Here is a 16,647-nt window from a genome sequence, read left to right as displayed (position 1 = left end):
AAGCCATGGCATAGCTATGTATGGTGCACCGCAGCTGCCACCGGATTTTGTGTCCCTTCCGCATGCGAATCCCGACGCGCCCAAGGGCGGGTCGATTACGTTGGCCAATACTGGCAGCTTTGATTCGCTCAACCCTTACATCCAGAAAGGCAACGTGCCCTGGCAGTTGCGCTTTTTGACCCATGAAAGCCTGATGGGCCGCAATCGGGGTGAGCCATTTGCGTTGTACGGCTTGCTGGCCGAATCGATTGAGGTGCCTGACGACCGATCCTGGGTGTCCTTTACACTGCGCCCTGAGGCCCGTTTTTCAGACGGCAACCCGGTGACGGTCGAGGATGTAATCTGGTCCTACGAGACGCTGGGCACCCAGGGTCATGGCCGCTATGCCAGCTTGTGGACCCAGATCGAGAGCATTGAACAGACCGGCCCGCGCAGCCTCAGGATCAACTTTGGTGCGACAGAGAACCGTGAACTGGCGTTGTTGGCCGGAATGCGTCCAATCCTGCAAAAGGCCCAATGGGAGGGTAAGGATTTTAGCGATGCGCAGCTTGCCGATATCCCTGTCGGGTCCGGCCCTTATGTCGTGTCCGACTATGAAGCCGCGCGCAACGTCGTGCTGACTCGCAACCCGGACTATTGGGGCGCTGACCTGAGTTTTATGCGCGGCACGTTCAATTTCGACGAGATCACCATCGACTTTTACGGCGACGGTGACGTGGTATTTGAGGCATTCAAGGCGGGCGAAGTGTCTGCCGTGCGCGAGTTCAACGCCGAGAAATGGGCCAGCCAGTACAGCTTTCCCCGCGTCGAAAGCGGTGACGTCATCAAGACCGAGATCAAGCACCAGAAACCCTCCGGCATTACCGGCTTTGTGATGAACACCCGGCGCGCGCCCTTTGACGACTGGCGGGTGCGCGAGGCTCTGATCACGGCGTTCAACTTTGAATATATCAACGACACGCTGACGGGGGGTGCCCAACCACGCATCACCTCGTATTTCTCCAACTCTCCTTTGGCGATGGAGCCGGGACCCGCAAAGGGCCGCGTGGCCGAATTGCTGGCCCCGTTCAACGGCAAGCTTTTGCCCGGCGTGATGGAGGGGTACGCATTACCCGTATCGGACGGTACCCTGCGCAACCGAAAAGGCCTGCGCCGCGCTCTTGGCTTGATGGAGGACGCCGGGTGGACAACCCAGGACGGCAAACTCCGCAATGCGGATGGTGAGGCGATGGCCTTTTCGATCCTGCTGGATCAAAGCAGTACGCAAAACCGCGCCATTGCTGATCTGTATATGCAGGCGCTAACCCAAATGGGCATCGACGTGACGATGGATCTGGTGGATGGGGCGCAGTTTACCGCGCGCACCGGTACCTTTGATTTCGACATGACCTATCATCGGCGCGCCATGTCGCTGAGCCCGGGCAATGAGCAAAAGTTCTATTGGGGCTCTGAGGCAGCGGATCTGGATGGCACGCCCAATCTGATGGGAGCAAAGGACCCGGCGATTGATGCGATGGTGACGCAAATGCTGACCGCGACGACGCGCGAGGATTCGATTGCCGCAACACGCGCTCTGGATCGGTTGCTGATTTCCGGGCGTTATGTGGTGCCGTTTTGGCAGTTTACCACAGGCCGGATCGCCCATGTGTCTCAGATGCGGCATCCGGAGGTCATTCCGATCTATGGGGATGGGCCGGACTGGATGCCGCAATTCTGGTGGTGGCAGGACTAACGACGCTATGCCGGGACGGGTGTTGCGCCTTTTCCGGCAGGCACAGATCAACGGTGGCACCTCGGCAATTCTACCTGGGCGAGAAGGCGGCAAAATTTGGATTGCTGCACCGCAGAAAAACCTTGATCTATTGTCCGACTGTAATAAGTTCGTAACCAAGTTTAATTCGAGTGCGCGCGATGGGGAAACGTACGCACAGATGCTGCTTGATGGGGATTTATGATGAACTGGACAGACCTGACCCAAAACTGGGCCGAAAACTACGGCGTTCTGCGCAATGAATTTCCAAAGCTTGAGAAAAGCGCAATGCCTTTCCTCAAGGGCGATCAAGACCGCTTTGAAAGCTATCTGGCGGCCACGCATGACATGACCCTGGACGAAGCGCGCACCGCGTTTGATGCAATCCTGGCTGCCAAAGCGCAGGACTTTCACACAACTTAAGTGATGTATGGCCTGCCTTAGGCCAGCGACGTGACCCACAAGATCAGCGCATCCTCGTCGCTGGTGGACACCACGTTGTGGCCCATGGTTGCGTCATAATAGGCGCTGTCACCGCGGCGCATCTCGATGGGTTCGTAAAACTCGGTATAGAGATGGATGACCCCCGTCAGCACGTACAGAAATTCTTCGCCATCGTGGCGGACCCAGCCGTCAAACTCTTCCATTGACCGGGCGCGCACCCGAGCGCGATAGGGCAGCATGGTTTTCTTGGTCAGCGTTTCTGCCAACAACTCATGCTCATAAGTGACAGTAGCATGCGCATTGCCTTCACCCGATTTGGTCACGGCCATGCGTCCGTTCACCTGCTCTTTTTCAGGAGGCGTGAAAAGTTGTGGCACCGAAATTTCAAGGCCAGTCGCCAGCTTTTTCAAAGCTTCATAGGTCGGCGACATCTGCCCGTTTTCGATTTTTGAAAGCGTTGAGCGGGCCAACCCTGCCTGGCTGGCGGCCTGTTCCAGCGTCCAATTGCGGGCTTTGCGCAATTCGCGCACACGCACACCGAGGTCGAGCGCTTCGCCAAGCTCTTCACCGCCTGAGGCGCGCGCAATCTTGATCAGGGTTTTGGGGTCTTTTCCTTGCATAACCCCATCTATAGGACGCTGTTCCGAGGCTTGCAACGCCACGCACAGGCGGCTAGCGCTTGGCCCATGCAAAGCGTTTTCGACCAAGGCCCGCCGCCACCCTGCCCCGCCCCGTTCAACATGGCCGCCTATGTGCTAACGGGCGCCAAACCGGACGCGGATGCAACGGCTGTGACGATACTGGGGGCCGATGACAAGGACAGCTGGACCTATGGCCGCCTGTCCGATGCGGTTCGTGGCACCGGCACGGGGCTTTTGAACGCGGGCTGCGTGCCTGGTGATTTGGTGCTGATGCGGCTGGGCAATACGATCGATTTTCCCATCGCTTACCTGGGCGCGCTGGCCGCCGGTTTGGTGCCTGTGCCCACGTCGTCCGCCCTTACAGAGGTCGAAGTGGCCCGGATTGTGGCTGATCTCTCGCCTCGTCTTGTGTTGCGCGATCCCGCCGTGGCGTCTGCCCCCGGTCCGCGCGAGGTGGACCTTGATGCATTGCACCAGATGCGTAGCCTTGCCCCCGTTGATTGGCATATGGGCGATCCGAACCGGCTTGGATATGTCATTTATACCTCCGGCACCTCTGGCCAGCCGCGTGCGGTGGCCCATGCGCATCGCGCGATTTCGGCCCGGCGGATGATGTATGACGGCTGGTACGGGTTGCGGCCGCAGGACCGGTTGATGCATGCGGGTGCGTTCAACTGGACCTATACACTGGGCACCGGGCTGATGGACCCGTGGAGCGTTGGGGCCACAGCCCTCATACCAGCCCCGGGCACCCTGCCCGAAGCAATGGGACCGTTGCTCGCAAACCATCGCGCCACGATCTTTGCTGCCGCTCCAGGCGTTTATCGCCAAATGCTGGCGCGCGGTATGTTGCCCGATTTGCCCGACCTGCGCCATGGCCTGAGTGCCGGGGAAAAACTGCCCCCGGCGACGCGCACCGCGTGGACGAAGGCGACAAACACCCCGATTTACGAAGCCTACGGCATGTCCGAATGCTCGACCTTTGTTTCGTCTTGCCCCAGCCGCCCCGGCGATCCGGAGACTTTGGGGCAACCACAGACAGGGCGTCGCGTTGCGATCCTTGGGCGCGAAGGCCCGGTTGCCCGCAACACGCCCGGCGTCATCGCTGTGCACCAAAGCGATCCCGGCCTGATGATCGGATACTTGCACCAGCCCGACGAGACGGCCGCCAAAATGCAGGGCGAATGGTTCCTGACCGGCGATATCGGCCAGATGGGCGCGGACGGGCAAATCACCTATCTGGGGCGAAACGACGATATGATGAACGCAGGCGGCTATCGGGTGTCCCCGGTCGAGGTGGAAGCCGCTTTGGCTGACGCGCCGGGCGTAACAGGCGTGGGTGCCGCACAGATCGAGGTGAAGGCAGACACTTATGTCATCGCGGCCTTCTATACTGCCGAGGCACCGCTGGATGCCAGCCTGTTACAGGCCCACGCCGCTCAAAGGCTTGCCAGTTACAAACGGCCCCGCGCCTATTTCCACATCGATCAGATTCCTACCGGCGGCAATGGCAAAATTCTGCGCCGTGCGCTGCCCAAACTGGCGAGCCTTTTGAAATAAACCACGCACAGGTGTGACGTTGCACCTACTGGCACATCACGACCCAAGGCGGTAAGGACGGCGCATGGTAAAACTCGACATCATGTCCGACCCGATCTGCCCTTGGTGCTATATCGGCAAGGCACATCTGGACCGCGCGCTGGCTGCCCATCCAGACCACCCTTTTGTCATCGAATGGCATCCCTTTCAGCTGAACCCCGACATGCCGCCCGAAGGGATGGGGAGGCGTGCCTATCTTGAGGGCAAGTTCGGCGGCAAGGAAGGGGCCGTGCGTGCCTATGCGCCCGTGGTCGAACATGCCGAAAAAGCAGGGCTCAAGATCGACTTTGAGGGGATGAAGCGCACGCCCAACACGATGGACGCGCACCGCCTGATCCACTGGGCCGGGATCGAAGGCAAGCAGACCGCTGCCGTTTCGGCCCTGTTCAAAGCCTATTTCGTCGAGACCCGTGACATCGGGGATCATGACGTTCTGGCCGATATTGCCGACGGGATCGAAATGGACGCGTCCCTGGTGCAACGGCTGCTGAAATCGGATGCGGACCGCGATGACATCGCCGCGCGCGATGCGCACAGCCGCCAGATGGGCGTCAACTCGGTGCCCACCTTTATCGTGGGTGGTAAACATGCCGTGCCTGGCGCGCAGCCGCCCGAATTATGGGCACGGGTGATTGGCGAGCTGAGCGAGGGGGCCGCCTAGCCCCCAAACGTTACCAAAAAAGTGTTGCGTCAGGCCAAAATGCAACCAATGGTCGTTGCCAACGCCAAGTGTTCGCGCCAATATGACGCGAATGCGCGTCGATCCAAGGTGCTCACCATTTCGTCCGAAGACAGTCCAAAAGGCCAAAACCTGAGCAAGGTGGAGTTCATCGCGTTGATGGCGATGATGTTCGCGACCATTGCGTTTTCCATCGACGCGATGTTGCCGGCATTGCCCGAAATCGCCGCTGACATTGCGCCGGGCGGCACATCGCAGGCTGCATTGATCCTGACCTTTTTCGTGATCGGCATGGGTGTCGGTACGTTTTTCATGGGGCCGCTCTCGGATGCTTATGGGCGCAAGCCAGTGCTCTATATCGGTCTGGCCATATATGCGGTTGGGGCAGTGCTCAGCTGGATTTCCCCCAGCCTTGAAATGATGCTGGCCGCACGTGTTTTGCAGGGCCTCGGCGCATCAGGCCCGCGTGTTGTCGGTGCCGCCATCATCCGAGACCTCTATTCCGGGCGGTCCATGGCAAGCATCTTGTCGCTGACGATGATGGTCTTCTTGCTTGTACCGGGCATCGCGCCGCTGATCGGGGACCTCATCACCGCTGCCTTTGGGTGGCGGATGATCTTTGGCGCTTTTTTGCTTTTTGGTCTGATCCTGTGGATCTGGTTTGGTACACGGATGCGAGAATCGCTCCCTGTTGAGGAGCGCCGCCCGCTGAAATGGGCATTGATGATAGACGCATTACGGCAGATGGTCATTCATCCGACTGTGCGGCTTTCGATTGTGGTCCAAACCCTGATGATGACGATCCTCTTTTCGATCCTCACCATGGTGCAGCCGATCTTTGAGGTGGCCTTTGATCGCGCAGACAGCTTTCCCTATTGGTTCGGCGCGATTGCGGCCATCTCTGGCCTGTCGAGCCTTTTGAACGCTGCCATCGTCGGGCGTTTCGGCATGCGGCGGCTCATCACCTGGGCGTTGACGGCGCAGGTGATGATTTCTGGCGCGTTCGTGTTATTCCTGATGTTCGACATGCCCGGCGTCTTTGCTTTTTACGTCTTTTGGCAGTTCGGCGTGATGTTCCAAAGCGGACTAACCATCGCCAACCTCAACGCCATCGCGATGGAACCGATGGGCCATATCGCGGGTATGGCTGCCTCGGTGATCGGGTCGATGTCCACCGTGCTGGGCGCGGTAATGGCATCGGTCATCAGTATGGGGTTCGCGGCCACGCCGCTGGCGCTCGCGGGCACCGTTTTGGTGATGTGTCTGGTGGCAACAGTGTTGATGCAAATGATGCGCCGGGTCGAAGAGACCACCGAAGCCTAGGCTTTCGCCTTCTTTTTCTTCTGCGCGATGACCTTCTCTGCCAGATCGCGGGCGATGGCAAAGGCGCCTTTGATCTTGTCTGCGTCCTTGGTCCAATCACGGCGCACGACGATCTTGTTATCCTTAACCTTGGCAAGGCCCCGTTGGTCCTGAATGAATTCGACCAGCCCTTGCGGTGAGGCGAACTTGTCATTGTGGAACTGGATCACGCCACCTTTTGGTCCACCATCCAGTTTGGCGATGCCGGCGCGCTTGCACATTGCCTTGATCCGCACCACCAACATCAGCGTGTTGACCTCGCGCGGCAACGGGCCGAACCGGTCGATCAACTCAGCGGCAAAACCCTCTAGCTCGACCTTGGTCGAGAGGCCCGACAGGCGGCGATAGAGACCCAGACGGACATCCAGATCTGGCACATACGCCTCGGGGATCAGCACGGGCACACCAAGGTTGATCTGAGGCGCCCATTGCTCATCCGCCTCAGACAACCCCTCCAACTCGCCCGCCTTGATCTTGGCAATCGCCTCTTCGAGCATGTTTTGATAAAGCTCAAAACCCACGTCACGCATCTGGCCAGATTGCTCTTCGCCCAAGAGGTTGCCCGCTCCGCGAATGTCGAGGTCCTGGCTGGCCAGCGTGAAACCCGCCCCTAGTGTGTCGAGAGAGCCAAGTACACGCAGACGCTTTTCGGCGGTCGCCGTCAACTTGGCACGCGGCTTGGTCGTCAGGTAGGCATAGGCGCGGGTCTTGGAACGGCCCACCCTGCCTCGGATCTGGTAAAGCTGCGCCAGCCCGAACATGTCGGCGCGGTGGACAACCATCGTGTTGGCGGTCGGAATATCCAGACCCGATTCCACAATCGTCGTCGCCAAAAGCACATCATACTTGCCGTCGTAAAAGGCATTCATCCGGTCATCCAACTCGCCGGCTGCCATCTGGCCATGGGCCACGACATAGGTCAGCTCTGGCAGCTGTGCCTTCAGGAATTCCTCAATCTCGGGCAGATCGGAAATGCGCGGCACAACATAAAAAGACTGTCCGCCGCGGTAATGCTCGCGCAACAGCGCCTCGCGGATCGTCACCGTGTCGAACTCGCTGACATAGGTGCGGATCGCAAGCCGGTCAACGGGCGGTGTGCCGATGATCGACAGATCGCGCACCCCTGTCAGGCTCAGTTGCAAGGTGCGCGGGATCGGTGTTGCGGTCAGGGTCAGCACGTGCACATCGCTGCGCAGCTGTTTCAGTCGTTCCTTGTGGGTGACGCCGAATTTCTGTTCCTCGTCGATGATCAAGAGGCCGAGATTGTCGAACCGCACCCCCTTGGCAAGCAATGCATGGGTGCCCACTACGATATCCGCTGTGCCGCGTGACATTGCATCACGGGCTGACGCGGCGTCCTTTGCTGACACAAATCGGCTGAGTTGGCGCACGTCCACTGGCAGGCCGCGGAACCGTTCGGCAAAGGACTTGTAGTGTTGGCGGGCCAGCAAGGTCGTGGGCGCAATCACTGCCACCTGGACGCCCGACATTGCGGCGACAAAGGCTGCGCGCATCGCCACTTCGGTCTTGCCAAAGCCGACATCGCCACAAATCAACCTGTCCATCGGCGCGCCGCTTGTCAGGTCATCAATCACCGCCTCAATGGCGCTGAGCTGATCGTCGGTTTCCTGGTAGGGAAAGCGGGCGCTGAACGCGTCCCACAAGCCCACGGGCGGCTCCAACACGGGCGCTTTGCGCAAGGCGCGTTCAGCGGCGATCCGGATCAGCTTGTCGGCCATCTCGCGGATACGTTCCTTGAGCTTGGCCTTTTTCGACTGCCAGGCGCCACCACCGAGCTTGTCCAGCAAGCCTTCCTCATGGCCATATTTGCTGAGCAACTCAATGTTTTCGACCGGTAGGTACAGCTTGGACTTTTCGGCATATTCGAGCAGCAGGCACTCATGTGCCGCGCCCGCCGCCGTGACCACTTCCATTCCTTGATACCGGCCAATGCCATGATCAACGTGCACCACCAAATCGCCGGGCGACAGGCTTTGCGTCTCGGTCAGGAAGTTTTCGGCGCGCCGTTTGCGCTTGGGCGCGCGGATCAGACGATCCCCCAGCACATCCTGTTCGCTGATCACGGTCAGGCCCGGAGCCTCGAACCCATGCTCCAGCGCCCAGACGGTCAAGTGCAGCCCCCGTTTCCCGATGCGTGTCGCGTCGGTTATGGGAATGACCTCGGCCAGCCCTTCATCCTCGATCAGACCCGTCAGGCGCTCCCGGGCACCGTCAGAATAGCTGGCGACCACGACAGGCCCGACGTCAAGCTTTGCTTTAATATGGCTCGCCAAAGCACCGAAAAGGCTAATGGTTTCCTGTTGTCGCTCAGGTGAAAAATTCCGCCCGATCCGCCCGCCTGCATCCGTCACGCCCGGGCCTGTGGCCTGCGGCAGCGCCGCCAGTTGCACAACGCGGTGACTGGCCACCGCCGTCTCCCATGCCGCATCATCCAGATAAAGGCCTCCCGGGGGGGCCGGTTTGTAGACGCTGTCCATCTTTGAACGATTGGCCATGGCAAGGCGGCGTGTTTCGTATTGATCTTCGATGCTGTCCCAACGCGCCAGACGGCTGGGCGTCACCTGTTCGTCAAGCGTCACGGACGCGTCCGGCAGGTAGTCGAAAAGCGTCTCAAGATGGTCGTGGAAAAACGCCATCCAATGCTCGGCACCCTGGTGCTTACGCCCCGCACTGACGGCCTCATACAGAGGGTCGTCGGTGCCCGCCGCCCCAAACTCCAACCTGTAGGACTGGCGGAACCGGGTGACCGCCGCATCGTCCAGAATGACCTCGGACACCGGGGCTAGTTCGATCACATCCAGTTTTTCGGTCGTCCGCTGTGTGGCGGGGTCAAAACGGCGTGCACCGTCCAAGACATCGCCAAACAGATCCAAACGCACAGGGCCCAGATCGCCCGGCGGATAGATGTCGATGATGCCGCCGCGAATGGCGTAGTCCCCGGGCTCCATTACCGTGGGGCTTTGAACAAAGCCCATGCGCACCAAGAAGGCACGCAAAGCGCCCTCGTCCACGCGACCACCCACCGTGGCAGAAAACGCCGCTTCGCGCAGCAAGGCACGCGCTGGCACCCGCTGGGTTGCCGCGTTGAGCGTGGTCAGAAGCACATATTGGCGCGGCATCTCGTGGACAAAGGCCGCCAGAGTTGCCATCCGCTGCGCCGAGATGTCCGCATTGGGCGACACTCGATCGTAGGGTAAACAGTCCCAGCCGGGGAAGACCAGCACGGGCATGTCAGGCGCAAAAAAGCGCAACGCCGCCTGCATCGCGGCCAGCCGCTTGTCATCGCGGGCCACGTGCATGACGGCACCATGCTTGGCCACCTCATCGAGGATCAAGCGCGCGTCAAACCCCTCGGGCGCGCCAGAGACGGTGATATGATTGGCTGAAGGCATCAGGAAAGATCAGGTTTGGGGACAGGACGCTTCAATTGGGGCAATGGCCGCCCATGTCAACCTTCGATCAACTGCCAAAGGGTCCAACGGCCATGTTTTGGTACATCCCCCAGAGCGCCGTGACAAAGATCGACACCATGCCAATGGCCTGCACGTAGGTGCGATGCCGGGTCAGACGGTGCCACAGCTGCGGGCCTTGCGCCTCTTCCTCCTGAATCAGGCGGGCTGTCGACAGGTTCAATGCGCCCACGAGCGACATCGGAAAACCGAGCAGAAACAGAGCCTGGGCAAATTCCACCCCGTACACAAAACCCAAAAGCACCAGGCCGGTCAGGACAAAGCACGTGATCCCCAGCACCCAAAGCCCTGACACATTGCCGATAAACAGCAAACGGTTGGTGTTGATACGGATGAGGTCCTCGAGGTCCTGGGCTGATTGCCCCCCATTGCGCCGGGCGCGCGCCACCATGTCATACGGAACGCCCAGCACCCAATGGCTGGCCGTGGACCAAACAACTGCCAACGCGATCCAGAACCACAGGTTCGAGAACGAGCGCATGTCGATCAGCTCAAAAATGGTGTCGTACCAGTCCAAAGGTCTGTCCTGCCGCCCGCTTGCCCGGGATCTTCCCGCCTTGATTGACGCCCCTCTTACCCCGCGCGTGCAGCGCTGCCTAGACGGGGCAACGCAAAAAACCAGCCATGGCCCAGATGCAACGACCCTGTGATCGGGCGGTCGGCATTTTCCGAATTAGTATCCTTGCCTGAGACCCCCGATCATGGCACCCATGGACTGTCAACCAAACTGGACAGATGCCATGCGCCCGACCCAAGCCCCCTATCCTGCCACTCGCCTGCGCCGCGTGCGCCAATCGCCTGCCTTGCGCGGTCTGGTACGGCAAAACACACTGACGGTCGAGGATTTCATATGGCCGGTCTTTGTGCGATCCGGTGATGGGATTGAAGAGCCGATCCCCTCCATGCCCGGCGTCATGCGCCGCTCGGTCGACAAGGTGGTCGAAGCCGCGCGCGAGGCGGCCGACCTGGGCATCCCGGCGATCTGCATCTTTCCCTATACCGGGCTTGAGGAGCGGACAGAGGATTGCGCAGGCGCTTGGGATCCCGATAACCACGCGAACCGTGCAATCCGAGCGATCAAAGCGGCAGTGCCTGAGATCGCGATCATGACAGACGTGGCGCTGGACACCTATAATATCAACGGCCATGACGGATTTGTCGAAGACGGCCAGATTGTGAACGACCGAACGGTCGAGGCGCTGGTGAAAATGGCGCTAAGCCAGGCCGAGGCAGGCGCCGACATCATAGGCCCCTCTGATATGATGGACGGCCGGATCGGCGCGATCCGCACAGCTTTGGAAACGGCAGGGCACCAAAACGTCATGATCCTCAGCTATGCCGCCAAATACGCATCCGCCTTTTACGGGCCGTTCCGCGATGCGGTCGGGGCCTCGGGCGCGCTGACGGGCGACAAGAAAACCTATCAGATGGATCCGGGCAACTCGGACGAAGCCCTGCGCCTGATCGAAAGGGACCTCTTGGAAGGGGCGGACATGGTCATGGTCAAACCGGGTCTGCCCTATCTGGACATCTGCCGCCGGGTCAAAGACAGCTTTGGCGCACCCACCTTTGCCTATCAGGTGTCGGGCGAATATGCGATGATCAAGGCCGCAGCCCAGAACGGATGGATCGACGAAGAACGCGTCATGCTGGAAAGCCTGATGGCGTTCAAACGGGCCGGGTGTGACGGAATCCTCACCTATTTCGCACCCGCAGCCGCCCGGGCCTTGGCACAAAGTTGAACCCGAATTTGCAAAGGACAGCCCGCCTTTCGAGTACCTCTTTTTCATCGTTCCATAAATACTGCCGCGGGAAGCCGAAGGCCGCGGGCAGCGCCCCCACACCTTTTGCCTCCCATGGATCCCGGCAGAAACTCGCCGCAGCGCCCCTTATGCGTGACAGCCCCGCCTTATCGGCGTATAGTTGCGCACAAGCGCGGGCAAACCGCGCACAGACATGAGCTATACAGGCGGTTCAACATGACAGATTTTCGGATTTCGCGGCGCGCGTTTGCGGTCGGCGCAATGGCCAGTACGGGTGTGCTTGCCGCATGCGGCAATGGTGTGGGCGGGCGGGGTGCCGCCACAATCGACGCCCGCGTCAGCGCAACCCTTGACGAGATGTATCGCACCTACCCCAACACGCGCGATCTGGCTCAAAAGGCAAATGGCATGCTCGTCATGCCCTTGATCACCGAAGCAGGATTTGGCTTGGGCGGTGCCTATGGGCGCGGGGCGCTTTTGGTGAACAACGTGACAGTGGATTACTACTCGGTGGTCAAAGGGTCGGGCGGCCTTCAAATTGGTGCCCAACAATTCGCCCACGTGTTGTTCTTCATGACGCAAGACGCTCTTACGGATTTCCGCCGCTCGCCTGGTTGGGCCGCAGGTGCCGATCTGGAATACGTGATTTCAGACCAGGGTGACAGCGCCGCCGCTGATACCACAACAGTACTGTCGCCTGTCCTCGCCGCAGTGTTCGCCCGGGCCGGCCTGCGGATTGGCGCCACGCTCGAAGGTACCAAATACACCCGGATCATTCCGTAAAAAACGGGTCGGTGGGCGGGCGCATTTGCGAATGCAAACAGTGCCGCCCCCCGACCAATGACTTATCCGATGTTCTGCAATCGCTTGAACAGGCTCGACGTATCCCAACGTCCGCCACCCATTTTCTGCACATCCTTATAGAACTGATCGACCAGAGCCGTGACCGGCAGGCTGGCCCCATTGTCATCTGCTGTGTCCAGACAAATCCCCAGATCCTTGCGCATCCAATCCACGGCAAAGCCGTGATCAAAATGATCGTCCAGCATCGTCTCGAACCGGTTGGACATCTGCCATGATCCAGCCGCGCCCTGAGAGATCACCTCAACCACCGCACGGCCATCAAGGCCCGCCTTGTCAGCAAAGTGCAGCGCCTCGGACAGGCCCTGCACCAGACCCGCAATGGCAATCTGGTTGCACATCTTGGTCATCTGACCCGCACCGCTTTCGCCAATACGGCGGCAAAGCTTGGCATAGGGCTGCAAGATCGGCTCGGCACGCGCATAGGCCCCTTCGTCCCCACCGCACATGATTGACAAGGCCGCATTCTCCGCCCCCGCTTGCCCACCTGAAATCGGCGCATCAACGAAACTGATCTGCAATGCGTCGGCCGCGGCATAGAGCTCGGCTGTCACAGCCGCAGATACCGTGGTGTGATCTACAAAAACCGAACCGCTGGACATGCCCGCAAAGGCCCCATCGTCGCCCAGACAGACCGAGCGCAAATCGTCATCATTGCCGACGCAAGCCATAACGAAATCCGCGCCAGTTGCCGCCTCGCGCGGCGTCATCGCCATAGACCCGCCATGAGCATTCGCCCAATCCTGCGCCTTCGACGCTGTGCGGTTATAGACTGTCACGTCGTGACCCGCCTTTTGCAAATGCCCCGCCATGGGCGCACCCATTACACCCAATCCCAAAAATGCCAGCTTTGCCATATCTTTCCCCTCACCTTATTCCGCGCGCATCTTGCGCTTGGCCTCGTGTCTACCTAACAGTCACAGCCCAAGGGTCAACGTAGCGCGCTGGAGTATAAGTCACAGATGGCAGTTGTCTTTCAATGGCTGGTGCGGGCCACAGCCGCCATCATCGTGTTGGCAGTGCTGGGTGTTCTCATGGTCTATTACCTGGCCTCCCGGTCCCTGCCCGACTATGACGCCGTGGTGCGGGTGCCGGCGATTTCCGCTCCGGTCGAGATTGTGCGCGACAACGCGAATGTGCCCCATATCTTTGGCCAGACGGACACGGATGTGTTTCACGGGCTTGGCTTTGCCCACGCTCAGGACCGGCTGTGGCAGATGATGATGTTGCGGCGCACGGCCCAGGGTCGGCTCTCCGAACTCTTTGGCACGGCCACGGTCGACATCGACAGCTTCGTAAGGCGTCTGGATATCTACCGGCTCTCTGTCCAGTCGGTAGAGGCTGTGGACGATCCGACCCGCGCCGCCCTTGAGGCCTACGCAGCAGGCGTCAATGCGCGTCTGGATCAGATCAACGCCGAAGCCCTGGGCCGCGGTGCTCCGGAGATGTTCCTGTTCAACGCGCCCTTGGCACCATGGCGACCCGCGGACAGTCTGGCCATCACCAAACTGATGGGCCTCCAACTATCAGGGCACATGCAGGAAGAAGTGCTGCGCGCGCGCATGTCGCTGGCCCTGGACGACCCAGACCGCCTTGCCGACATTCTGCCAGATGTGCCCGGCCCCGGCATCGCAAGCCTTCCCGAATACGCAAGCCTTGTCCCCGGCGCGCCGCGCAGCTTCGCCGCCCTGACCGAGAAAATCCACCCGCTGTCCCCTTTCAAACCGCGCGGCTTTGCAGGCGCATCAAATGCCTGGGCTGCGGCCGCATCCCGCTCGGCCTCGGGCGGCACGCTTCTGGCCAACGATCCACACCTTGGCTTCTCCGCGCCTGCAATTTGGTATCTGGCCCGGTTGGAGCTGCGCACAGGTGGCGTGATCGGCGGCACGATCCCCGGCATGCCTGTTGTGCTTACAGGGCGGTCCGACCGCCTCGGTTGGGGGCTGACCAGCGCCTATGTTGATGATCAGGACATCCTGATCGAAGAGCTGAATCCCGAGAACCCGCAGGAATATCGCACGCCTTCAGGCTTCAAGGAGTTTGAAAGCCGCGCCTCGATCATCGAGATCGCGGATGCGGATCCGATCACCCTGACCCTGCGCTGGACCGACAATGGCCCCGTCCTGCCCGGCAGCTTCCGCAACTTGGGTGCCGTCACTCCACCTGGTCACGTGGCCGCACTCAGTTGGACAGTACTCAGCCCGCGCGATACCTCGTTACAGGCGGCCCTTGGTGTGATGCGTGCCCAGACCGTGGCCGAGGCAATCACCGCGTCTGAAACCTATATCGCACCCGCCCAGAACATGACCCTCGTGGATCGGGGCAGCATCGCAATGAAAACGATCGGTGCGATCCCGCGGCGGGATGAAGGCCACCAAAGCCAAGGGCGCATGCCATCGCTGGGCTGGCGGGCCGAGAACCGTTGGCAAGGGCGGATGCCCTATAACACCAACCCCGGCTTTATCGCGCCGCTTGGCGGCATTCTCGGCAATACCAATAACAAGACGGTGGATCGACCCTTTCCCAACCATGTGAGCTTTGAATGGGGCGACACACAGCGCATTCAACGCTGGCAACGTCTGATGCAGGCGCGCGAGGTCCACACGCGCGACAGTTTCATCGAGGCGCAACTGGATACAGTCTCTTTTACTGCACGCAGCCTACTGCCCCTCATCGGGGCCGAGCTTTGGTTCACCGGCGAGGCCGCGCCTGAAGGCACCGCGACGCGGCAACGACAGCGGGCGCTGGCGCTTTTGGCTGAATGGAACGGCGAGATGAACGAACACTGGCCCGAACCCCTGATTTACGCAGCCTGGTTGCGCGCCGTACAAGACCGGCTGATCCGGGATGAGTTAGGGCCGATGGCGAACACCCTTACACATGTGGAGCCGCTCTTTATCGAGCGGGTGTTTCGTGATGTGGACGGCGCAGCAGTTTGGTGCGATGTGCGCCAATCAGCACCTGTTGAAACCTGTCCCGACATGGCCCGCCTGGCACTCGATGACGCTTTGCTATGGATTGAGGAAACCTGGGGCACACAGCTTGAAAGCTTGCGCTGGGGCGATGCCCACCAAGCCACGCATGACCATCAGGTCCTGGGCGAAGTGCCGCTGTTGCGTTATTTCGTGAACATTCGACAATCAACCTCTGGCGGTGACAACACACTTCAACGTGGGCGCACGCGCGGCAGCGGCCCTGCCCCGTTCGAGAACGTGCACGGTGCGGGCTATCGCGGTGTCTATGACTTTGCCGATCCCAACAGCTCGGTCTTTGTGATCTCGACCGGCCAATCCGGGCATTTCCTGTCGCGACACTATGACGACCTGGCCCAACTGTGGCGACGCGGCGAATATATCCCCATGTCTTTGGACGAAGGTTTGGCGCGCGCCGCCAGCGTCGGCGTCACCCGCCTGGAACCCCTGCAATGACCCATTTCATTGTTCCCGCAATACGCACATGACCACACTGCTCTTTAACAAACCTTTTGGGGTTCTGTCGCAGTTCACCGACAAAGGAACCGAAGGATCACCTCGGCCCACTCTGTCACAATTCATCGACGTGCCCGGCGTCTATCCCGCCGGCAGGTTGGATCGGGACAGCGAGGGACTGATGGTGCTGACCAGCGACGGCGCGTTGCAGGCGCGGATCGCCCACCCCAAATTCAAAGCCCCCAAAACCTACTGGGCGCAGGTCGAAGGGATCGTCACGACCGAAGCGCTGGCAGCGCTCAGAAACGGCATCACGCTCAAAGACGGTCCAACCCGCCCGGCCCAGGCAAAGACCATTGCTAGCCCAGATATCTGGCCGCGCAATCCGCCCATCCGAGTGCGCAAATCCATCCCGGACAGCTGGCTCGAACTGACGATAACAGAGGGGCGAAACCGGCAAGTGCGACGGATGACAGCGCATGTGGGCCTTCCGACGCTGCGGCTGATCCGGGTTCGGATCGGAGATTGGTCGCTGGATGATTTGCAGCCTGGTATGTGGCGGGAAACGTAGACGGAGACCGGCACGGTCTCCGGCTGGTTTTCGGCGCGAAAACCGGGGAAATCTGCAC

At 60.3% G+C, this 16,647-nt stretch carries 13 protein-coding genes; 9 read left to right on the top strand and 4 right to left on the bottom strand.

All coding sequences use genetic code 11. The annotated features are described in order from the left end of the window. Nucleotides 1-16 precede the first annotated feature (16 nt). Nucleotides 17-1,732 (top strand): extracellular solute-binding protein, encoded by a 1,716-nt coding sequence (locus Q1A44_RS16385; protein WP_299627434.1) that lies wholly within the window; start codon nucleotides 17-19, stop codon nucleotides 1,730-1,732. A gap of 219 nt (nucleotides 1,733-1,951) precedes the next feature. After that, nucleotides 1,952-2,173 carry a hypothetical protein gene (locus tag Q1A44_RS16380; RefSeq protein WP_299627432.1) on the top strand — a complete coding sequence of 74 codons (222 nt, stop codon included), beginning with the start codon at nucleotides 1,952-1,954 and terminating at the stop codon, nucleotides 2,171-2,173. Nucleotides 2,174-2,190: 17 nt separating this feature from the next. Here the strand turns inward: Q1A44_RS16380 and Q1A44_RS16375 are convergent, their stop codons facing one another. Then, on the bottom strand, nucleotides 2,191-2,814 hold the full coding sequence (locus tag Q1A44_RS16375; RefSeq protein WP_299627430.1) for an XRE family transcriptional regulator: 624 nt from the start codon (nucleotides 2,812-2,814) through the stop codon (nucleotides 2,191-2,193). Nucleotides 2,815-2,880: 66 nt separating this feature from the next. Between Q1A44_RS16375 and Q1A44_RS16370 the strand changes: the two genes are divergently transcribed. From Q1A44_RS16370 to Q1A44_RS16360, 3 genes are all read left to right on the top strand, one after another. Then, nucleotides 2,881-4,395 (top strand): class I adenylate-forming enzyme family protein, encoded by a 1,515-nt coding sequence (locus Q1A44_RS16370; RefSeq protein ID WP_299627428.1) that lies wholly within the window; start codon nucleotides 2,881-2,883, stop codon nucleotides 4,393-4,395. A 64-nt stretch (nucleotides 4,396-4,459) separates the two neighbouring features. Beyond that, a complete protein-coding gene (locus Q1A44_RS16365) occupies nucleotides 4,460-5,095 on the top strand; it encodes a DsbA family oxidoreductase (protein WP_299627425.1) in 636 nt (211 codons plus the stop codon). Between the two features lie 48 nt (nucleotides 5,096-5,143). Then, on the top strand, nucleotides 5,144-6,436 hold the full coding sequence (locus Q1A44_RS16360; protein WP_299627423.1) for a multidrug effflux MFS transporter: 1,293 nt from the start codon (nucleotides 5,144-5,146) through the stop codon (nucleotides 6,434-6,436). Here the strand turns inward: Q1A44_RS16360 and mfd are convergent. After that, the gene (mfd, locus tag Q1A44_RS16355) at nucleotides 6,433-9,888 is read right to left on the bottom strand and encodes a transcription-repair coupling factor (protein WP_299627421.1); all 3,456 of its coding nucleotides are present in this window, start codon (nucleotides 9,886-9,888) and stop codon (nucleotides 6,433-6,435) included. The two genes, Q1A44_RS16360 and mfd, sit on opposite strands and share 4 nt — an antisense overlap. Before the next feature lie 67 nt (nucleotides 9,889-9,955). Beyond that, entirely contained in the window at nucleotides 9,956-10,483 is a 528-nt protein-coding gene (locus Q1A44_RS16350) for a component of SufBCD complex (RefSeq protein ID WP_299627418.1), read from the bottom strand. Between the two features lie 223 nt (nucleotides 10,484-10,706). Between Q1A44_RS16350 and hemB the strand changes: the two genes are divergently transcribed. After that, nucleotides 10,707-11,708 carry a porphobilinogen synthase gene (gene hemB / locus Q1A44_RS16345; RefSeq protein WP_299627747.1) on the top strand — a complete coding sequence of 334 codons (1,002 nt, stop codon included), beginning with the start codon at nucleotides 10,707-10,709 and terminating at the stop codon, nucleotides 11,706-11,708. Between the two features lie 237 nt (nucleotides 11,709-11,945). Beyond that, nucleotides 11,946-12,512, top strand: a complete 567-nt coding sequence (locus Q1A44_RS16340) for a YSC84-related protein (protein WP_299627416.1) — start codon at nucleotides 11,946-11,948, stop codon at nucleotides 12,510-12,512. Nucleotides 12,513-12,574: 62 nt separating this feature from the next. Here Q1A44_RS16340 and Q1A44_RS16335 read toward each other — a convergent pair whose 3' ends face one another. Then, nucleotides 12,575-13,447 carry an NAD(P)-dependent oxidoreductase gene (locus tag Q1A44_RS16335; RefSeq protein ID WP_299627414.1) on the bottom strand — a complete coding sequence of 291 codons (873 nt, stop codon included), beginning with the start codon at nucleotides 13,445-13,447 and terminating at the stop codon, nucleotides 12,575-12,577. Between the two features lie 105 nt (nucleotides 13,448-13,552). Between Q1A44_RS16335 and Q1A44_RS16330 the strand changes: the two genes are divergently transcribed. Together Q1A44_RS16330 and Q1A44_RS16325 are read left to right on the top strand one after the other, a co-directional pair. Next, the gene (locus tag Q1A44_RS16330) at nucleotides 13,553-16,018 is read left to right on the top strand and encodes a penicillin acylase family protein (protein WP_299627412.1); all 2,466 of its coding nucleotides are present in this window, start codon (nucleotides 13,553-13,555) and stop codon (nucleotides 16,016-16,018) included. A gap of 28 nt (nucleotides 16,019-16,046) precedes the next feature. Continuing rightward, nucleotides 16,047-16,589: an rRNA large subunit pseudouridine synthase E gene (locus Q1A44_RS16325; RefSeq protein ID WP_299627410.1), complete on the top strand. Its 543-nt coding sequence runs from the start codon at nucleotides 16,047-16,049 to the stop codon at nucleotides 16,587-16,589. Nucleotides 16,590-16,647: the final 58 nt, after the last annotated feature.

The organism is uncultured Tateyamaria sp., assembly GCF_947503705.1.
Lineage (GTDB): Bacteria > Pseudomonadota > Alphaproteobacteria > Rhodobacterales > Rhodobacteraceae > Tateyamaria.
The sequence above is the reverse complement of the archived record's forward strand: the minus strand, read 5'-3'. Positions and strand labels throughout refer to the sequence as shown.

What these genes read in the sequence shown, in the direction of transcription:
- Q1A44_RS16370 (WP_299627428.1), top strand. Translation starts at nt 2,881, where the DNA reads ATGCAAAGCGTTTTCGACCAAGGCCCGCCGCCACCCTGCCCCGCCCCG.
- Q1A44_RS16330 (WP_299627412.1), top strand. Translation starts at nt 13,553, where the DNA reads ATGGCAGTTGTCTTTCAATGGCTGGTGCGGGCCACAGCCGCCATCATC.
- Q1A44_RS16385 (WP_299627434.1), top strand. Translation starts at nt 17, where the DNA reads ATGTATGGTGCACCGCAGCTGCCACCGGATTTTGTGTCCCTTCCGCAT.
- Q1A44_RS16375 (WP_299627430.1), bottom strand. Translation starts at nt 2,814, where the DNA reads ATGCAAGGAAAAGACCCCAAAACCCTGATCAAGATTGCGCGCGCCTCA.
- Q1A44_RS16340 (WP_299627416.1), top strand. Translation starts at nt 11,946, where the DNA reads ATGACAGATTTTCGGATTTCGCGGCGCGCGTTTGCGGTCGGCGCAATG.
- Q1A44_RS16335 (WP_299627414.1), bottom strand. Translation starts at nt 13,447, where the DNA reads ATGGCAAAGCTGGCATTTTTGGGATTGGGTGTAATGGGTGCGCCCATG.
- hemB (WP_299627747.1), top strand. Translation starts at nt 10,707, where the DNA reads ATGCGCCCGACCCAAGCCCCCTATCCTGCCACTCGCCTGCGCCGCGTG.
- Q1A44_RS16325 (WP_299627410.1), top strand. Translation starts at nt 16,047, where the DNA reads ATGACCACACTGCTCTTTAACAAACCTTTTGGGGTTCTGTCGCAGTTC.
- Q1A44_RS16365 (WP_299627425.1), top strand. Translation starts at nt 4,460, where the DNA reads ATGGTAAAACTCGACATCATGTCCGACCCGATCTGCCCTTGGTGCTAT.
- mfd (WP_299627421.1), bottom strand. Translation starts at nt 9,888, where the DNA reads ATGCCTTCAGCCAATCATATCACCGTCTCTGGCGCGCCCGAGGGGTTT.
- Q1A44_RS16360 (WP_299627423.1), top strand. Translation starts at nt 5,144, where the DNA reads ATGGTCGTTGCCAACGCCAAGTGTTCGCGCCAATATGACGCGAATGCG.
- Q1A44_RS16380 (WP_299627432.1), top strand. Translation starts at nt 1,952, where the DNA reads ATGATGAACTGGACAGACCTGACCCAAAACTGGGCCGAAAACTACGGC.